General features: G+C 74.2%; 17 protein-coding genes and 1 tRNA gene. 10 read left to right on the top strand and 8 right to left on the bottom strand.

Annotated elements, in window-relative coordinates:
* Positions 1-143 precede the first annotated feature (143 nt).
* The 3 genes from G339_RS0120725 to G339_RS0120715 are packed head-to-tail and all read left to right on the top strand — an operon-like array spanning position 144 to position 2,334.
* Positions 144-1,004 (top strand): isocitrate lyase/PEP mutase family protein, encoded by an 861-nt coding sequence (locus G339_RS0120725; RefSeq protein ID WP_019632984.1) that lies wholly within the window; start codon positions 144-146, stop codon positions 1,002-1,004.
* On the top strand, positions 1,001-2,038 hold the full coding sequence (locus tag G339_RS0120720; protein ID WP_019632983.1) for a bile acid:sodium symporter family protein: 1,038 nt from the start codon (positions 1,001-1,003) through the stop codon (positions 2,036-2,038). Before G339_RS0120725 ends, G339_RS0120720 begins: the two co-directional genes overlap by 4 nt.
* Entirely contained in the window at positions 2,035-2,334 is a 300-nt protein-coding gene (locus G339_RS0120715; RefSeq protein ID WP_019632982.1) for a hypothetical protein, read from the top strand. Before G339_RS0120720 ends, G339_RS0120715 begins: the two co-directional genes overlap by 4 nt.
* A 49-nt stretch (positions 2,335-2,383) precedes the next feature.
* Here G339_RS0120715 and G339_RS0120710 read toward each other — a convergent pair whose 3' ends face one another.
* Positions 2,384-3,241 (bottom strand): haloalkane dehalogenase, encoded by an 858-nt coding sequence (locus tag G339_RS0120710; RefSeq protein WP_019632981.1) that lies wholly within the window; start codon positions 3,239-3,241, stop codon positions 2,384-2,386.
* Between the two features lie 13 nt (positions 3,242-3,254).
* Entirely contained in the window at positions 3,255-3,689 is a 435-nt protein-coding gene (locus G339_RS0120705) for a nuclear transport factor 2 family protein (RefSeq protein ID WP_019632980.1), read from the bottom strand.
* Positions 3,690-3,780: 91 nt separating this feature from the next.
* On the opposite strand from G339_RS0120705, the gene G339_RS0120700 reads away from it, so the two are divergent.
* A complete protein-coding gene (locus tag G339_RS0120700) occupies positions 3,781-4,311 on the top strand; it encodes a MarR family winged helix-turn-helix transcriptional regulator (RefSeq protein ID WP_019632979.1) in 531 nt (176 codons plus the stop codon).
* Positions 4,312-5,359: 1,048 nt separating this feature from the next.
* Here G339_RS0120700 and G339_RS0120695 read toward each other — a convergent pair.
* The 4 genes from G339_RS0120695 to G339_RS0120680 all read right to left on the bottom strand — a co-directional run bounded on the left by G339_RS0120695 (position 5,360) and on the right by G339_RS0120680 (position 10,103).
* Positions 5,360-6,256, bottom strand: coding sequence for a hypothetical protein (locus G339_RS0120695; protein WP_019632978.1), 897 nt, complete (start codon positions 6,254-6,256; stop codon positions 5,360-5,362).
* A 63-nt stretch (positions 6,257-6,319) separates the two neighbouring features.
* Positions 6,320-6,392: transfer RNA gene (locus tag G339_RS0120690), tRNA-Lys, on the bottom strand.
* A gap of 165 nt (positions 6,393-6,557) precedes the next feature.
* Positions 6,558-7,424, bottom strand: a complete 867-nt coding sequence (locus G339_RS0120685; RefSeq protein WP_019632977.1) for an ADP-ribosylglycohydrolase family protein — start codon at positions 7,422-7,424, stop codon at positions 6,558-6,560.
* Between the two features lie 18 nt (positions 7,425-7,442).
* Positions 7,443-10,103: a helix-turn-helix transcriptional regulator gene (locus G339_RS0120680; protein WP_019632976.1), complete on the bottom strand. Its 2,661-nt coding sequence runs from the start codon at positions 10,101-10,103 to the stop codon at positions 7,443-7,445.
* A 220-nt stretch (positions 10,104-10,323) separates the two neighbouring features.
* On the opposite strand from G339_RS0120680, the gene G339_RS39020 reads away from it, so the two are divergent.
* On the top strand, positions 10,324-10,494 hold the full coding sequence (locus tag G339_RS39020) for a hypothetical protein (RefSeq protein WP_019632975.1): 171 nt from the start codon (positions 10,324-10,326) through the stop codon (positions 10,492-10,494).
* A 79-nt stretch (positions 10,495-10,573) separates the two neighbouring features.
* On the opposite strand, the gene G339_RS0120670 is transcribed toward G339_RS39020, so the two are convergent.
* Positions 10,574-11,050, bottom strand: a complete 477-nt coding sequence (locus G339_RS0120670) for a C40 family peptidase (protein ID WP_019632974.1) — start codon at positions 11,048-11,050, stop codon at positions 10,574-10,576.
* A 994-nt stretch (positions 11,051-12,044) separates the two neighbouring features.
* Positions 12,045-12,173: a hypothetical protein gene (locus G339_RS40895; protein WP_019632973.1), complete on the bottom strand. Its 129-nt coding sequence runs from the start codon at positions 12,171-12,173 to the stop codon at positions 12,045-12,047.
* A 234-nt stretch (positions 12,174-12,407) separates the two neighbouring features.
* Between G339_RS40895 and G339_RS0120660 the strand changes: the two genes are divergently transcribed.
* The 5 genes from G339_RS0120660 (at position 12,408) to G339_RS0120640 (ending at position 17,468) form a co-directional block, all read left to right on the top strand.
* Positions 12,408-13,181 (top strand): SDR family oxidoreductase, encoded by a 774-nt coding sequence (locus G339_RS0120660; RefSeq protein ID WP_019632972.1) that lies wholly within the window; start codon positions 12,408-12,410, stop codon positions 13,179-13,181.
* A gap of 8 nt (positions 13,182-13,189) precedes the next feature.
* Positions 13,190-13,954, top strand: coding sequence for a crotonase/enoyl-CoA hydratase family protein (locus tag G339_RS0120655; protein ID WP_019632971.1), 765 nt, complete (start codon positions 13,190-13,192; stop codon positions 13,952-13,954).
* 146 nt (positions 13,955-14,100) lie between these two features.
* Entirely contained in the window at positions 14,101-15,171 is a 1,071-nt protein-coding gene (locus G339_RS0120650; protein WP_019632970.1) for a hypothetical protein, read from the top strand.
* Positions 15,172-15,300: 129 nt separating this feature from the next.
* Entirely contained in the window at positions 15,301-16,026 is a 726-nt protein-coding gene (locus G339_RS0120645; RefSeq protein ID WP_019632969.1) for a response regulator transcription factor, read from the top strand.
* Positions 16,027-16,064: 38 nt separating this feature from the next.
* Entirely contained in the window at positions 16,065-17,468 is a 1,404-nt protein-coding gene (locus G339_RS0120640) for a sensor histidine kinase (RefSeq protein WP_019632968.1), read from the top strand.
* Positions 17,469-17,570: the final 102 nt, after the last annotated feature.

Here is a 17,570-nt window from a genome sequence, read left to right as displayed (position 1 = left end):
CGGTTCGATGGGCCAAGCTTTAGCCGGGGTATGGGTAACTGAGGTCGACGCGGAATGGCTTTGCAATCCGCGTTTCCGGGACGGGTTCCACGCCCTTTTCCCGATGGCCCCCGTCCGCGCAACGCGAGACCAAGGAGTGATCAGTGAATTACGGAGACGCGCTTCGCCGCGAGATCATGTCGGAGGGAGTGACCCCGCTCATCGGGGTCTTCGACATGTTCTCCGCCTCCGTCGCCGCAAAACACTACGACGGCCTCTTCGTGTCCGGCTTCGGATTCGCGGCCTCGCACTACGGCCTGCCCGACATCGGTTTCATCGCCTGGCCGGACATCGTCGCGTTCGTCCAGCGGCTGCGGCTCGCCTTCCCGCGCCGGCACCTGCTGGTGGACATCGACGACGGGTACGTCGACCCGGAGGTCGCCTGCCACGTCGTCGAGCAGCTCGAGGCGACCGGCGCGTCCGGCGTCATCCTGGAGGACCAGCAGCGCCCCCGCCGGTGCGGGCACGTGGACGGCAAGCGCGTGCTGCCGCTGCCGGAGTACCTGGAGAAGCTGGAGATGGTGCTCGCCACCCGGCGGGACCTCGTCGTCGTCGCGCGCACCGACGCCACCGACGAGGAGGAGATCCTGCTGCGCGCCAAGGCGCTCGCCGAGACCGACGCCGACGTCGTGCTCGTCGACGGCGTCCGCAGCGTCGAGTGGGTCCACCGGGTCCGGGACGTCATCGGCGGCAAGCCGCTGCTGTTCAACCAGATCGCGGGCGGCAAGTCGCCGCGGCTGTCGCTGTCGGAGCTGGCGGCGCTCGGCGTGAACGTCGCGATCTACAGCACGCCGTGCCTGTTCGCCGCGCAGACCGCGATGGACGACGCCATCGCCCGGCTGAAGGACGACGACGGGCGGCTGCCCGCGGTCACCGCAGGAAGCGTCGGCGTGAAGGAATCGCTCGAACTGCTGGAGCGCAATATCAGCCGGCACCACCCGAAGGCGGAAAAGGTCCTGGCGTGACCTTTCCCGAGGTCGTGGGGAGAGCGGCGCGGGGCATTTCCGCGACGCTGGCGCGACTCCGCGTCGATCCCTACATCGCGGCGATTCTCTGCACCGTGGGAATCGCCGCGATGTGCCCGGCGCGGGGCGTCACAGCGAACTTTCTCGACCGCGCCGGGACCGTCGCGATCGTCGTGCTGTTCTTCTTCTACGGCGCGCGGCTGTCCACCGCCGAGGCATTGCGCGGGCTGCGGCACTGGCGGCTGCACGCGGCGATCACGACGGTCACGTTCGCGGTCTTCCCGCTGCTGGCCGTCGCGTGCGCGCCGCTCGCCCCGGCGGTGCTGCGCGAACCGCTCTACGCGGGGATCGTGTTCCTGTGCGTGCTGCCGTCCACCGTGCAGTCGTCGATCACCCTGACGTCGATCGCGCGGGGGAACGAGGCGGGCGCGATCTGCAGCGCGTCGCTGTCGAGCGTCCTCGGCGTCGTGCTGACGCCGGTGCTCGCAGCGGCGCTGATGTCGGCGGGCGGCGGCGGGTTCTCGCTCGGCTCCGTCGGCGACATCACCGTCCGGCTGCTGCTGCCGTTCCTCGCCGGGCAGGTCGCGCAGCGGTGGATCGGGGACCGCGTCCGCGCGCGGCGGCGGCTGCTGTCGCTGTACGACCGGGCCGTCATCCTGCTCGTCGTCTACACCGCGTTCAGCCTGGGCGTCGTCGCCGGCGTCTGGCGCGGGCTCGCGCCGCGCGAACTGGCCGCGCTCGCGCTCGTCGTCGCGGCGCTGCTCGCCGTGGCGCTGGCCGTCGCGGCGCTGCTCGCGCGGGCCGCGGGATTCTCCCGCGAGGACCGCATCGCCGCGCTGTTCTGCGGGTCGCAGAAGAGCCTGGCCAGCGGCCTGCCGATGGCGTCGGTGCTGTTCGCGGGCGCGGCGCTCAGCACGGTCGTGCTCCCGCTGATGCTCTACCACCAGATGCAGCTCCTGGTGTGCTCCTGGCTGGCGCAGCGCTTCGCGGCGCGCCCGGCCGCACTGCCCGAACCCGTCCGCGCGGCCGCGTGACCGCCGCGCACCCGATCGAGAGGAATCCGTTCATCATGCTCGTCAAGGCGCTCGCGTCCGTGCTCGCCGCGGGGCTGCTCACCCTCGGCCCGGCGGGGGCGGCGGCCGCGGCGTCCAGTCCCCGCGACGTCAACATCCACGCGTTCAACTTCACCAACAGCGGTGAGGACGCGGGCAACGACAGTTGGCTGGAGGTCGACCGCTCGCTCAACCTCGCCAAGGGCGACGGGAGTCCGGGCAGCGACATCATCAACCGGACGACCGGGTCCGCGCCGGTGATGTCGCCCGGCAAGTAACTCTGGGCGCGGCGGCGTCCCGGGACGTCCCCGGGGCGCCGCCGCTCGTTCAGTCGCGGAGCCCGTGCCGCGCGGACCAGGCCGAGATCGCGGCGGCGATCTCCGCCGGGCGGTCCTCGGGCGCGTGGTGCCCGGCCGTGCCGCACGGGACGGTCTCCAGCGCGGCGATGTTCTCCGCGCACCACCGCGCGGCCGCCGCGTCGATGAGCAGGGACGGGGCGCCCTCGAACGTCATCAGCAGTTTCGGGACGTCCGTGCTCTTGGCGAGCCACGCGTCGTACGCCTCGATGCGGGCGACGAGTTCGGCGGGTTCGCCGCCGAGCGGGAGCTGGCGCGCCCAGGCGAGGATCGGCCGACGGCTCTCGCGGGTCGGGTAGGGGGCGAGGTAGGCGTCCAGGTCGGCGTCCGCGACGGGTGTGCGGACGCCGCCGGTGAACGCCGAGCGCAGGAACCGGTTCTCGTCCAGGACCATCGCCTCGCCCGCGGGGGAGCGGACCAGCTCGAAGCGCTCGCGCGCCTGCGGGGACAGGTCCGTCCAGCGCATGGGCCGGACGATGCTCTCCAGGAACGCCGCGCCGCGCACCCGGTCGGGGTGGCGGGACGCCCAGTCGAACGCGAGCGCGCCGCCCCAGTCGTGGCCGACGAGGACGACGCCGTCCAGGCCGAGCGCGTCGAACCAGGCGTCGAGGTAGCGGGCGTGGTCGGCGAACAGGTAGGGGATGTCGGGTTTGCCCGAGCGGCCCATCCCGACGAGGTCGGGCGCGAGACGGCGCACGGGGCCGACGTTCGGCAGCACGTTCCGCCACAGATGGGACGAGGCCGGGTTGCCGTGGAGGAACACGAACGGGGTGCCCTCGCCCGCGTCCTCGTAGTGGATGGTCGAGTCGAGCACGTCGACGGTCGGCATGGCGGGGGTCCTCTCAGCTCGCGGCGGGGACTTCGCCGGAGCGCCAGAGGCGGGTCGCCTCGACGCTCGCGAAGCGCCAGCCGTCCGGGGTGCGGACGGCGTCGAAGCGGTACACCTCGCCGACCGCGATCGGCGTCGCGTTCTCGCCCGGGACGAGGACGGCGACGAGGTTCGCGCGGACGGCGGCGCGGTCGCCGTCGAGGTCGACGGCGACGCCCGTGGTGAGGTGCTGGGTCACGGTGAAGCGGTCGTGGGCGCGGCGGGCCTGCGCGATGAGCTCGGTGCGGCCCTCGGCGCGGCCGCCGCCGGTGACCGCGACGGCGTCGGGGGTGAAGACGGAGGCGGTGAAGGCGTCGTCGTCGTACCGGCGCTCGTCCAGCCAGCGGCCCTGGCGGGCGAGGAGGTCGGTGAGCTCGGCGCGGTCGCGGAGGTCCTGGAGGGAGTCCATTGGGGGTCCAATCGTTCGTTCGACTAACGTTCGTGTTACTAATGAAGGTAGATCGTTAGTCGTCCGAACGCAAGCCGGTAGGATCGCCGTCATGCCCGACCCCATCGAGTCCCCTCCGCCCGGCTTCGAGGCCGGCGAGCGGGAAGACGCAGCGGTGGCGGCGTGCGCCGTCGAGCCGGGAGCCGGCGTACCGGGCAGCGAGCAACTGCGCGAGCTGCCGAGCCGCCTGCTCGGGCTCACCGCCGCGCTCGCGGACCGCATCGTCGGCGCGGGCCTCGCCGGCGTGGACGCCCGCAAATGGCACTACGCGGTGCTCGCGGTGCTCCGCGAGTCCGGCCCCGCGAGCCAGGCCGAGCTGAGCCGCCGGTCGGGGATCTACCGCAGCGACATGGTCGCCATCCTGAACGAGCTGGCCGACCGCGAGTACGTCCGCCGCGACCCCGACCCGTCCGACCGCCGCCGCAACGTCGTGACCCTGACCGAATCGGGCCGCGCCCACCTCACCCGCCTGGACGCCCTGGTCGCCGAACTCCAGGACGAGCTGCTCGCCCCCCTCGACACCGCCGAACGCGCCGAACTGACCCGCCTGCTGAACCGAGTTCTGGCCCACCACACCCACTGACCGGCCGCCCTCAGCGGTGGACGAAGTTGTGCAGCAGGCGCGTGCAGGCGTTCTGTCGTACGGCGTCGTTCGGGTATCTGCGGCGGCATTCGCCTTGGGCCCAGTCCGGCGCGTGCGGACGGGGCGGATGGGCTCGGGGTCTCGCGGGGCGCTGGTCGCGGTGGGCGCGCGGCCGCCGTGCCCGCCCGCCGGGTGCCGCCGCCTCACGGGAGTTCGGGCCGCCGGACGACGCTGTGCGGTGCGGCGGGTCGTCCCCGTTCGCCGACCGCCGGAATGAGTCCGCGGCGACATCCGCGCGGCTGCCGGGCGTCGGGGGTCCGAACGTCGGAGCGCGATCGGGAGCAGCGGTGCTCGGGCGCGCCGGTGTCGTACGCGCTGGTGCGCCGCTGAGCAGGAATCCCGCCGCGACTCCGACGATCATCAGTCCTGAGAACCCTGCCACCAGCCGCCGACCGAGCCACGCCCGTCGCAGCAGCCGCGCCGCAGCTCCCCGCCACAAGGCGGTCCTCATGCCGCGCCGCAGCCAGGTCCACGGCGTGTTCCACCTTCCGGCGCGCCGCGTGCGGCGGCGCTTGGAGCGCACCTCGCGCGGGCGCGCGGATTGAGGTTTGGCGCCAGGCTCATGCCGAGCCCATAGACCGCGGCGCAGCCGAGTCCACGGCATCGACCAGGCCCGCGATTCGCTGCGGCGCTTGATCCAAGGCTCAGGTTGGCACATGACCTGCGACTCGGGATTGCCGATTGCCAGCCCAGCGCGCGCTCTGGACCGCGGCTTGAGCCCCGGCTCGCGCTGAAGCTGCGGCTCGGCCTGCGGTTTCGGGCGGCGTCCGAACCGTCGCCGGGGCCGGGAAAGGAAGGAGACGAGCCCCCGCCGTCGTCCGTGTCGGGGGCGGAACGGCGTGCGGCGGCGCGGGGGGCGGACCCGCCAGGGCTCGTCCGCGTCGGGGAGAGCGCATGTCGGGGATTCCGGAGACCTGTCGTTCACCCGGCATGACTACCGTCGGCGACGTCATGAACACAATCCGCCGCGCCGTGCGCGGGCCCCGGCTCAGAGCGGCGGAAGCTCGGCGCCCAGGTCGGCGTACCCGTGTTCGGCGCGGAGCGCGCGGGCGGCGGCGAGGAGTTCGCCGACCGTCCGGCGGGGGCGGCCCACGGGATGGGTGCCGACCTCGATGGCGTCGTGGAACCGGCGGAGCAGGTCCGCCCGGACGTCGATCGCGCCGCCCTCGGCGATCCGGAGCAGGTAGCGGTCCTTCGCGTGCGGCGGGAGCGCGCCGATCCAGTCGGCCAGCGCGTCGGGATCGTCGGGCAGGTCGTAGCGCGCGGGGCTGCCCTCGGCGGCGACGGCGAGCAGCGCCGGGTCGAGGCGCATCAGCCCGCCCAACGCGAGCTGGCACGGGGTGAGCGCGTCGAGTCCGGCGGGCACCGGGGGCTCGACGCGGTCCATGTCGCCGTCGTCGAAGATGTCGTCGTCCTCCTCCCACCTTCCGTAGGCGGCGAGCCACGCGAGGTAGAGAGGACGCAGGTCCCCGACGATCAGTTCGGCGCGGACGCCCGCGACGCCCGCCAGCACGCCCTCGGTGTCCTCGACCCAGTCCCCGTCCTCGTCCTCGCTCGTCAGGTCGAGGATCAGGTGCGGCCCGTGCGTCCAGAACACGACGTACGGCGCGGCGAGGTACCGGTGGACGACGTCCGCGCCCGGGAACCCGCGGGGCAGCCGGAACATGAGGCGGTGCGTGCCCCAGTTCGTGACGTAGAGATGGGCGTCGTAGTAGCGCTCCATCATCGTGCGCGGATCGCCGTGGAAGTCGCTCGTGACGTACTCGTCGATGAACCGGATCGGCGTCATCCGCGCGCCGGTGGACAGCGCGCGGATCTCGGCCCGCTGCCGGTCGTCCAGCGGCCGGTCCAGCGCCATGAACTCGTAGTACTGGTACTCGTGCATCGCGGACCCATCATCGCCGCCCCGCCGGGCGCGCGCAGGCCAACGCGGACAAGGACGGGCAGGTGGGTCGCGTGGGACTCGAACCCACAACCTACGGATTAAAAGTCCGGAGCTCTGCCAATTGAGCTAGCGACCCTGGCGGACCGCCGCCCACCTGCGACGACGCCGTCCCGAGCGGGGTTCGGTCGTCGTGTACGGGTGGGAGCGCACCGGAATGTGCCCCGGCGGACCCGGCGCCAGTCTAGCCGAACGGCCCCGGACCGCCATCTCGATACCGGGCGACAACGGTACCGGCCGGGCGTCAGACGGGGTCGGCCCAGGCGGGGAGCGGCTCGGTCGCGGCGAGCCACGGAGCGGGCGGCGCGGCGAGGATGCCGCCGACGATCGCGCATGTGGTGTCCACGTCCCCGCCCGCCGACGCGGTCGCCCAGAACGCCGTCGCGTAGTCGTCGCGGTGCCGGGCCGCGACCCACAGGGTGAACGGGACGGTGTCGTGCGCCGCGACGAGCCGCCCGTTGCCGAGGACGCCCGCGACCGCGCGCGGATCGGACAGCGTGAGCAGCCGCCGCGCCTCCGCGACGCCGTCGCGGACCGCGCCCGCCGGGACGTGCGCGAGCACCGTGTCCAGGAACGGCCCCGGCGGGCGCGGCGCGTCGGCGGCGAGCGCCGCGGCGACGGCCACCGCGACCGCGCCCGCGACGGCCTCCGGATGCGGATGCGTGACCTCCGCCGACAGCGCGGCGTCGCACGCCGCGGCGGCGGGGTCGCCCGCGTGCCACGCCCCGATCGGCGCGACGCGCATCGCCGCGCCGTTGCCCCACGATCCCTGCCCGCCGAACGCGTCGCGGGCGAGGACGCGCCAGTCGCCGCCCTCCCGGACGAGCCGCAGCAGCCGCCCGGTGCCGGGCCCGTAGCCGCGGTCGAAGTCGTGGTGCTCGGCGAAGCTCGCCGCGAGCGCGTCCTGGTCGATGCCGCCGTGGTCGGCGAGGACGCGGACCACGGACGCGGCCATCTCGGTGTCGTCCGTCCACGACCAGGGGGCGGGCGGCAGGGCGCGGGAGTCGAAGGCGGCGCGGTTGGCGGGGACGAAGAACTGCGAGCCGAGCGCGTCACCGACGGCGAGGCCGCGCAGCGACGCCCCGGCGCGCGCACGGGCGGCGTCGGTCATCGTCCCTATTGTGGCGGTTCAGGACGCCATTTCGGCTAGTTCCAGTTGGGCCAGTTCCCGTCGCGACGAGACGCCGAGCTTCGGATACGCCTTGTAGAGGTGGTACTCGACGGTGCGCGGGCTGAGGAAGAGCTGCGCGGCGATCTCGCGGCTGGACGTCCCGGCCGCCGCGAGCCGCACCACCTGCCGCTCCTGCGGGGTGAGCCGGTCCAGGACGTCGCCGTTGACGACGGGGGACGCGCCGGGGTCGCCCGCCGCGCGCAGTTCACCGCGCGTCCGGTCCGCCCACGGCGTCGCGCGCAGCCGCTCGAACGTCTCCAGCGCGGACCGCAGCGGGACGCGCGCGTCGGCGCGGCGGCGGTGGCGGCGCAGCCACTCGCCGTACAGCAGCTCGGTGCGGGCGCGCTCGAACGGCCGCGTCGCGCGGGTGTGCAGCGCGGCGGCGCGCCGGAACGGCTCCTCGGCGTCGTCGAGCAGCGCGGCGCAGCGGGCGGCGAGCGCGAGCGCCCACGGCTGCCCGGTCGCGTCCGCCCACGCGCGCAGCCGGGTCGCGTCGGCGCGGGCCTCGTCGGGCGTCCCGGCGCGCACGGCCGCCTCGACCAGGTCCGCGACGGACGGGATCAGCCCGCCCGCGTGCCGCCGCCGGCCGCGCACGACCGGGCCGAGCCGCCGCAGCGCCTCCTCGGGCCGTCCCGCGCCGAGGTCGAGCAGCGCGAGCGCGGCGCTCGCGAACGCGCCGCCGGGCACCGCGTCCAGCGCGGCGCGGACGCGGTCGGCGTCGCCCTCGATCGCGGCGAGCCGGGCGAGCGTCCCGTCCAGGCGTCCGGCGCGGCGGGCCGCGCCGGTGTCGCGGGCGAGCGCGGCGGCCTCCGCGACGGACGCGGCGGCGTCGCCGGGCAGCCCCCGGTCGAGTTGGACGCGCGCCTGCGCGTGCAGCAGCGCGGGCAGCGCGCCGACGAGCCCGTGCCGCCGGTGGTGCGCGATCTCCTCGGCGGCGAGGTCGGCGGCGGCGTCGTCCGCGCCGATCGCCAGGGCCGCCTCGACGGCGGCGGCGCGTTCGGCGGACCCGGGCGGCGCGGCCCCGGCGGCCGCGACGGCGGCGGCCAGCGCGGGCGCGCCCGCCGCGTAGTCGCCGTCGGCCAGCCGGGCGAACCCGGTGACGAGCCGGTCGTCCGGCGCGAGGTCGGCGGCGGCGCGCACGGCGTCGGCCGCGCCCGCCGTCCACCCGTACAGCGCGGCGGCGCGCAGCAGCCCGGGGTCTTCGGCGTCGCGGCCGCGCTCGACGAGCATCCGCGCGGCGGCGCGCGGGTCGCCGCGCTCGTACTCGACGGCGGCGCGGACCCGCGCGAGCCGCGCGCGGACGGCGGGAACGGGCGCCAGCGACTCGGCGCCCGCCGCCTGCTCGTCCGCCTCGGCGGTATGCCCGGACAGCAGGTCCAGCTCGGCGGCGGACGCGAGTCGGAGCGCGCGGTCCGCGACGACGGGCGTCAGCTCGGCGGCGCGCCGGTACAGCGCGGCGGCCGTGCCGAGTCCGCCGCGCGCCGACGCCCGCTCGGCGGCCGCGACCAGCGCGGCGGCGACCGACTCTTCGGGGACGAGCGCCGCCGCCGACCGGTGCCGCACCGCGCAGTCGGGGGTTTCGGCGGCCGCGGCGAGGGCGCGGTGCGCGGCGAGCCGCTGGTCGGCCGTCGCGCCGTGGTAGGCGGCGGCGCGGATCAGCGGATGCCGGAAGACGATCAGGGTGTCCGCGACGGTGACGAGCCCCGCTTCCTCGGCGGGACCGAGGTCCGCGAGCGACGTCCCGAACCCGACGGCGGCCGGGAGCAGCGCGGGCATGTACCCGCGTCCCTCGGCGGCGGCGAGCAGCAGGATCAGCCGGGTGGCGTCCGGGAGCGCGGCGATCCGCTGGCGGTATCCGGCCAAAACGCGGTCGGCGACCGGCAGCGGGCCCGGCCCGCCCGGCGCGTGCGCGTCCGGCAGGTCCCGTCCGGCCGCGCCGAACTCGATGAGCGCGAGCGGGTTCCCCGCCGACTGCGCGATGACGGACGCGCGCCGCGCCGAGGGGAGCCCGCGTTCGGCGAGCAGCCGGTCGGCGGCGGCGTCGTCGAGCCGTCCCACGGCCAGTTCGGGCAGTCCGGTCGCGGGGAAGCCGGGCCGTCCGCCGGGCGTCGGCGCGTCCGGCCCCGCGCCGTCGCGGGCGGCGACGAGCAGCGCGACGCCCTCGGCGGCGAGCCGCCGCGCCGCGAACAGCAGCGTCTCGGCGGTCGCCTGGTCGAGCCAGTGCGCGTCGTCCACCAGGACCAGGACGGGCTCGGCCGCGGCCAGTTCGGCGAGCAGCGTCAGCAGCCCGAGGCCGCAGGCGAACCGGTCGGTCGGCAGCACGGGCCCGAGGCCGAGGACGCCGCGCAGCACGCCCGCCTGCGGATCGGGGAGCAGCGCGTCGAGGCGTTCCCGGATCGGCCAGAGAAGCTGGTTCAGCCCGGCGAACGCGAGCCCGGACTCGGCCTCGACGCCCGTCGCGCGCAGCACGCGCAGGCCCGGTTCGACGGCCGCGTCCAGCAGCGCCGTCTTGCCGATGCCCGCCTCGCCGCGCAGTACGAGCACGCCGCTGCGTCCGGCGCGCGCGGCGGCGACCAGTTCGGTGATGCGGCGTCGTTCTTCGTCCCGCCCGTAGAGCACCCCTTCAAACTACGGCCTCAGCGAGAGCGACACCGACGAGCTCTACGGAGCGCTCCTCGCGGCCGTCGCCCCGTACGGGCTCGCCTATCTCCACATCTTCGAGCTGGGCGACCGGGCGCGGACGCGGCGACTCCGCGCGGCGTGGCCCGGAACGCTGCTGCTGAACGCGCACCCGACGCCCGAGGACTTCCCGTCGCGGCCGGAGCTCGGCGCGGACGCGGTGACGGACGGCACCGCCGACGCCGCCGTGTTCGGGGAACTGTGGCTCGCCAACCCGGACCTGCCCGAGCGCGTCCGGGCGGGCGGTCCCTACAACGCGGCGGACCGGGCGTCGTTCTTCGGGGGCGACCACCGGGGCTACACCGACTACCCGGCGGTCGACGGCGCGTGACCGCGTCCGCCCGCGCGTGCGAGCGGCCCGGAACCCCGCACCGGGTTCCGGGCCGCTCGCACGTCGGCGCTCCGGCGGGTCAGTACCCGGGCCGGACGGCGCCGCTGAAGTTGCGCTTGTAGTAGCTCGTGAGCTTGATCTTCTTGACGCGCTTGCCGGAGCTGGGCGCGTGGATCATGTAGCCGTGGCCGACGTAGATGCCGACGTGCGACCGTCCGCCGTAGAAGAACAGCAGGTCGCCCTTCACGGCGCCCTTCCACGACACCTTGTACTTGACCGCGCGGTAGATCTGCTGCGTCGTGCGGGGAAGCTTGACGCCGGCCTTGCGCCACGAGCCGCCCGCGAGTCCGGAGCAGTCCCACGAACCAGGGCCGGTCGCCCCGTAGCGGTACTTGTCGCCGATCTGCTTGTAGGCGTACTTCACGGCGTAGTCGGCGCGCTTGCGCTGCTTCGCCTTCTTCGCCGCCGAGATCTTCGTCTTGGCCGCGACGGGCGCGAACCGCGGCGCGGCCGTCGTCGGGGCGGCGTCCGCGCCGTCCGAGGCGCCGATCGCCACCAGGGCCCCCGCGCCGAGCAGCGCGGCCGTGGCGGCCGTCGCGATCCGGGCGCGGAACGTGCGGGCATGGGTGTTCGCGGTGAATCGGGGGGTATGCAGGACGACTCCTGACCTAGCGGGCGGTGCCTACCGGCGCGGCCGGCCACCCGGGCAGGGCTGTGCCCGGGACGGCTTGCGGTGGTCGCGACGCGGCTCGGGTCCGTCGCGCCGCCCAGGGACGGGACGGCGGGACGCCGGGCTCGCGGTACCGGCTCCGTGCTTCCTGACCGCACGGACGCGGCTGCCGACGCGGCGGCGATGGTCGGGGCGCCGCTTCTCGCGCGTCGGTGGTGCTCTTCTGTTGTGATCGGCGGCGATGCCGGGCCTCTGCCGAGGTTGCCTCGCGTCTCTGGCGAGGGACCTGTCGACGGCGTTGTCGGGCGGCCCGTGCCGCAGGGATCGCCAGGAACGTAGCCATAGGCCGGGATATCTGGCAAATCACGGACGGTGTTTTCCGGGGCGGCGCGGGGCCCGCCGGGGTCCGCGTTCCCGGCGCTGCCTGGGCTGATCTCGGCTCCGTGATCTGGGTCACAGAGAGCCGTGAATGGCCGTTCTGTACGGTTTGTGTGGCCTCGGGGTGAGCAATTCGCGGGCCGTCCGGGCGGCGGAGTTGATCACGTCGGGTAGCCGCCGCCGGGGTCCGCGCGGGGACGGCGGACTCACTCCGCGGGTAGATGTTGCTGGCCGGAACGTGGCGCATGTCTCATCGGAAGGCTTGGCCGTTCCGTGATCTGTATCCGACGACTACGCACTGTTACAAGATTTCGGACATAAAGGTTGATGCTTTACCGGCGTGTGATCTCGGCCATGCCGGGTCCGGCGGTTCACCGCGATCCGAGGCCGGACGTGGCCACCGCGCCGAAAGAATTCCGGAAATGTGCGCCGGTGATCAAAGACGGCCGCCCGGTTCCTTCTCCGGACGCACGATCCGCGCATGGCGGTTTCCGGTCGGTGTTCAAAGGTTGACGGAACGTTCCACGATCTGCTCCGCCACCCGCCACCCGCCGCCCGCCGTCGGCACGTGCGCGGGGTAGGGGCGCGCGTCGCGCGTCGGGTGCAAGGCGGCGCGGGAGGTCTTCGTCACGGCGCCCTCGGCTGGGCGTACTCGCCCGTTGCCAGGAATCGGCCGAGGACCGGACGGGTATTACTCAGCCCGCGCCGGGTCGTCCGGGCCGCCGGGCGCGGGCGGGCGCGGCGCGGTGCGGCGCGGGTCCGGGCGGGGCCACCCGGATGTCGGAGCGCGAAAACATTCCCCGTATTGTGACCTGTGGGTAACATCACCCGAACCACATTCGGTCCCTGACGTAAGGTGCTGCTTATGGACCTGAACGGAGTTTCCGCCGTCGTCTCCGGTGGTGCGAGCGGTCTCGGTGAGGCCACCGTCCGCGCCCTCGCCGCCGACGGCGCCAAGGTAGTCGTGGCCGACCTCAACGAGGACAAGGGCAAGGCCCTCGCGGACGAGATCGGCGGCGTGTTCGTCAAGACCGACGTGTCCGACGAGGCGCAGGTGCAGGCCGCCGTCCAGGCCGCCGTCGACACCGGCGCCCCGCTGCGCGTCATCGTGAGCAGCGCCGGCATCGGCTGGGCGACCCGCACGGTCGACCGCAACGGCAACCCGCACGACCTGGCCACCTTCGAGAAGGTCGTCCAGATCAACCTGATCGGCACCTTCAACCTGCTGCGCCTCGGCGCCGCGGCCATCGCCAAGACCGAGCCCGCCGACGCCGACGGCCTGCGCGGCGTCGTCATCAACACGGCCTCCGTCGCGGCGCTGGAGGGCCAGACCGGGCAGATCGCCTACTCCGCGTCCAAGGGCGGCATCGTCGGCATGACGCTGCCCGCCGCCCGCGACCTCGCCGCCATCGGCGTCCGGGTCAACACCATCTGCCCCGGCATCATCGACACGCCGATCTACGGCGAGGGCGAGGCCGCCGAGGCGTTCAAGGCCAAGCTGGCCGCGCCGGTGCCGTTCCCCAAGCGCATGGGCAAGGCGTCGGAGTTCGCCCACCTGGTCGTCTCGCTGATCGAGAACGACTACATGAACGGCGAGACCATCCGGTTCGACGGCGGCATCCGCTTCCAGCCGAAGTGAGGCACTGAATGTCCGAGGCTGTTCTCACCGAGGAGGACGGCGCCGTCCTCATCATCACGATCAACCGCCCGGAGGCCCGCAACGCCGTCAACGGCGAGGTGGCGAAGGGCATCGCGGCGGCGCTGGACGAGCTGGACTCCCGCAAGGACCTGTCGATCGGCATCCTCACCGGCGCGGGCGGCACGTTCTGCGCGGGCATGGACCTCAAGGGCTTCCTGACCGGCGACAACCCGGTCGTGGAGGGCCGCGGGTTCGCGGGGATCGTGGAGCGCCCGTCGGCCAAGCCGCTGATCGCGGCGGTCGAGGGCTACGCGCTGGCCGGCGGCTGCGAGGTCGCGCTGTCGTGCGACATGGTCGTCGCGGCGAAGGACGCCCAGTTCGGGCTGCCCGAGCCCAAGCGCGGCCTGGTCGCGGCGGGCGGCGGGCTGCTGCGGCTCCCGCAGCGCATCCCGTTCCACATCGCGATGGAGATCGCGCTGACCGGCGACAAGTACCCGGCGGAGCGGATGGCGGAGCTGGGCTTCGTCAACCGGCTCACCGAGTCCGGCGGCGCGCTCGCGGCGGCGAAGGAGCTGGCCCTCAAGGTCGCGGAGAACGCGCCGCTGGCGCTGGCCGCGACGAAGAAGGTCATCGTCGAGTCCGCCGACTGGTCCGCCGACGAGGCGTTCGCCAAGCAGCAGGAGATCGTCCTCCCGGTGTTCGGCTCGGCCGACGCGATGGAGGGCCCGGCGGCGTTCGCCGAGAAGCGCAAGCCCGTCTGGAAGGGCGAGTAACCGCACCCTTCAGAACGCCCGGAGGCAGGAGCGCCGCCTCCGGGCGTTCCTGTTTTCATCACTTCGGCATAAGCCGCCTCTTACCCGCGGGTAAGTCTTCCCGTACTCTTTTGCGTCGTCGGGATCTGAGCTTGGGGAGACGATTGATGAGACGCAACGCGCTGCTCGCCGGGGCCACCGCCCTCGCCCTCGGCACCGGGGTGCTGCTCGCGCCGCCCGCGCTGGCGGCGGGCTGGCGGAACATCGCCAGCACGGCCCTGAACTACGACGGCAGCCTGGACCGCGTCGACTTCGCGAGCAAGAGCGCCGGCTGGGCCGTCGGGTCGAGCGGCGCGCTGTGGTCGCCGACCGCGCGGATCGTCCGCTGGGACGGGTCGGCGTGGAAGGCGCAGACGAGCCCGGTCGGCTTCACCCCGACCGACGTCGCCGCGGCGAGCGCGAGCAAGGCGTGGATCGTCGGCTTCAACCTCACCGGCCCGGTCAGCCTGTACTGGAACGGCACGAAGTGGGCGACGGCGAGCTACCCGATGGTGGGGCTGCCGACGCAGGTGTCCGCCGCCGCGGACGGCACCGCCTACTCCGTCACCGGCATCGACGTCAGCTCGGGCGGCCCCGCGTCGGTGCTGCGCTGGACGGGCTCCGCCTGGACGGACGCCAAGGTGACGCTGCCCGCGTCCACCTCGATCGTCGCGGTGGACGTCCGCTCCAAGAGCGACGTGTGGCTCGCCGGGACGACCAGCAACGGCACCGGCGTCACCGGCCTGGTCGTCCACTACGACGGCAAGACCTGGAAGCAGATCAAGGTGCCCGGCTCGATGGGCACCCCGACGAACCGCGCCGTCTTCACGCGGATCGTCGCCAACTCCGCCACCAACGTCTACGTCCTGCGCGCCAAGCAGAACTCGCAGTCCACCAACGCGCTGCTGCGTTACGACGGCACGACGTGGAAGACGGCGAACACGCCCGGCTCGCAGACCCCGGCGGGCCTGTCGTCGGACGGCAAGTCCGGCGCGATCGTCACGCCCGCGACGTCGTCCGGCAAGGCGACCTACTACCACTACAGCGGCACCGCGTGGACGACGGTGTACGGCCCGGCGCGCTCCGGCACGCTCGCCGTCGCGGACGCCGACGCCCGCCCGGGCACGACGGGCGTCGCGAGCGTCGGGACCGCGAGCACCGGGTCCAAGCGCGTCCCGTTCATCGAGTACTTCGGCTGACCCCCACGAACGTCCGTCCCCGGCGCCGCACTCCTCCCGGCGGTGCCGGGGACGGCCGCTTCCAGCTCGCGGTCAGGCTCCCTTCAGGTTCCCGTGGCAGCCTTTGCCATGATGGGAGAAGGGGGACCATTGGCCGAGACCACGGGCTCGGCGGGCGGCCGGACGCCGGAGGCGCGGCTGCTCGTCGTCGAGGACGAGCCCAACATCCTGGAACTGCTCGCCGGAAGCCTGCGCTTCACCGGCTTCGACGTCGTCACCGCGACGAGCGGCGCCGACGCGGTCCAGGCCGCCCGGCGGCACCGGCCCGACCTCATCGTCCTGGACGTGATGCTGCCCGACATCGACGGGTTCGACGTCGCCCGGCGGCTGCGCTCCGGCGGCGACCGCACGCCCGTCGTCTTCCTCACCGCGCGCGACTCCGTGCAGGACCGCGTCAAGGGCCTGACCATCGGCGGCGACGACTACGTCACCAAGCCGTTCAGCCTGGAGGAGGTCATCGCCCGCATCCGCGCCGTCCTGCGCCGGTTCCGCGGCGGGGCCGCCGAGCCGCAGCCGCGCATGGTCTTCGCCGACGTCGAGCTGGACGAGGAGTCGCACGAGGTCTGGCGCGGCGGCTCGGCCATCCAGCTCTCGCCGACGGAGTTCAAGCTGCTCCGGTACTTCATGGCGAACGCGGGGCGCGTCCTGTCCAAGGCGCAGATCCTCGACCACGTCTGGAACTACGACTTCCGGGGTGACGCCGGGATCGTCGAGTCCTACGTGTCCGCGCTGCGCCGCAAGGTCGACAACGCCGAGCCCCGGCTGATCCACACGCTGCGCGGCGTCGGGTACGTCCTGCGGGAGCCCCCGTCCTGACCGCGCTGCGCCGTCTCGCCGCCCGCACGCCGCTGCGGGTGCGGCTGATCGCGGGCGTGCTGCTGCTCGTCGCGCTCGGGCTCGTCGTCATGAGCACCGCCAGCGTGGGCGTACTGCGCAGTTATCTGGTCGGGCGCGCCGACGAACAGCTCCGCGACAACGTCGCGCGCGCCGTCAAGCAGGTCGCTCCGCAGCTCGGCACCGCCGAGGACCGCGTGTACGTGCGGCTGCCGAGCGAGATGTTCATCGCCGTCCGGGGGACGGACGGGCAGGTCCGCGAAGGCGATCCGCCGCCGTTCGGGACGGCCGGGCGGCCCCGGCTGTCCGCGCGCGACTACGGGCGGACGGGCGAGCCGTTCACCTCGTCCGGCACCGACGGCGGCCGGACGCCCTGGCGCGTCATCGCCGAACCATTGCCGGACGGGAGCGTGCTCGTCCTGGCCGTCAGCCTCCAGGAGGTCGAGCGGACGGTCGGGCGGCTCGCCGGGATCGACGCGATCGTCGGCGTGCTCGTCGTCGCGGGCATCACGATCCTCGGCGTGTGGGCGGTCGCGGCGAGCCTGCGGCCGCTGCGCGAGATCGAGGACACCGCCGGGGCCATCGCCGCCGGGGACCTGTCGCGCCGCGTCCCCGACGCCGACCCGCGCACCGAGGTCGGCCGGCTCGGGCTCGCGCTGAACGGGATGCTCAGCCAGATCGAGGCCGCGTTCGGCGCGCGCGCCGTGTCGGAGGCGTCGGCGCGGCGGTCCGAGGAGCGGATGCGCCGGTTCGTCGCGGACGCCAGCCACGAACTGCGGACGCCGCTCACCGCGATCCGCGGGTTCGCCGAGCTGTACCGGCAGGGCGCGGCGCGGTCCCCGGAGGAGTTGGACCGGCTCATCGGGCGGATCGAGGACACCGCGTCCCGGATGGGGCTGCTCGTCGAGGACCTGCTGCTGCTGGCGCGGCTCGACCGGCAGCGGCCCGTCGAGCGGCGGCCGGTGGACCTGCTCGCGGTCGCGGCGGACGCCGTCCGCGACACCCGCGTCGTCGCTCCGGACCGTTCCATCGACCTTTCGGTGGACGGCGGCGTCGCCTACCAGGTGCTCGGGGACGAGCCCCGGCTGCGGCAGGTCCTGGCGAACCTGCTCAACAACGCCGTCGCCCACACCCCGGCGGACACGCCCATCGAGGTGCGGCTGCGGCCCGGCGAGCTGGCGGGCGCGCCCGCCGCCGTCTGCGAGGTCGCCGACCAGGGGCCCGGGCTGAGCCCCGAGCAGCGCGAACGCGTCTTCGAACGGTTCTACCGGGCGGACGAGGGCCGCACGCGCGCCGCCGCGGGCGGCACCGGGCTGGGGCTCGCCATCGTCGCCGCGCTCGTCGCCGCCCACGACGGACGCGTCGAGGTCGAGTCGTCGCCGGGCGAGGGCGCGGTGTTCCGGGTGATCCTGCCGCTCGACTGACATGTGCGGCGAAGGTTGCGCGTCCTTTCAGGCCGTCTCCAGGTCGGCGCGGTCTGCTGGACCCACAGGGCGCGCCCCCGCTCCCGCCGGACCGGGGACCGC

The sequence above is a fragment of the Actinomadura atramentaria DSM 43919 genome (assembly GCF_000381885.1).
Lineage (GTDB): Bacteria > Actinomycetota > Actinomycetes > Streptosporangiales > Streptosporangiaceae > Spirillospora > Spirillospora atramentaria.
Note: the sequence above shows the minus strand (reverse complement) of the source record. Positions and strands in the feature narration are given on the sequence as shown.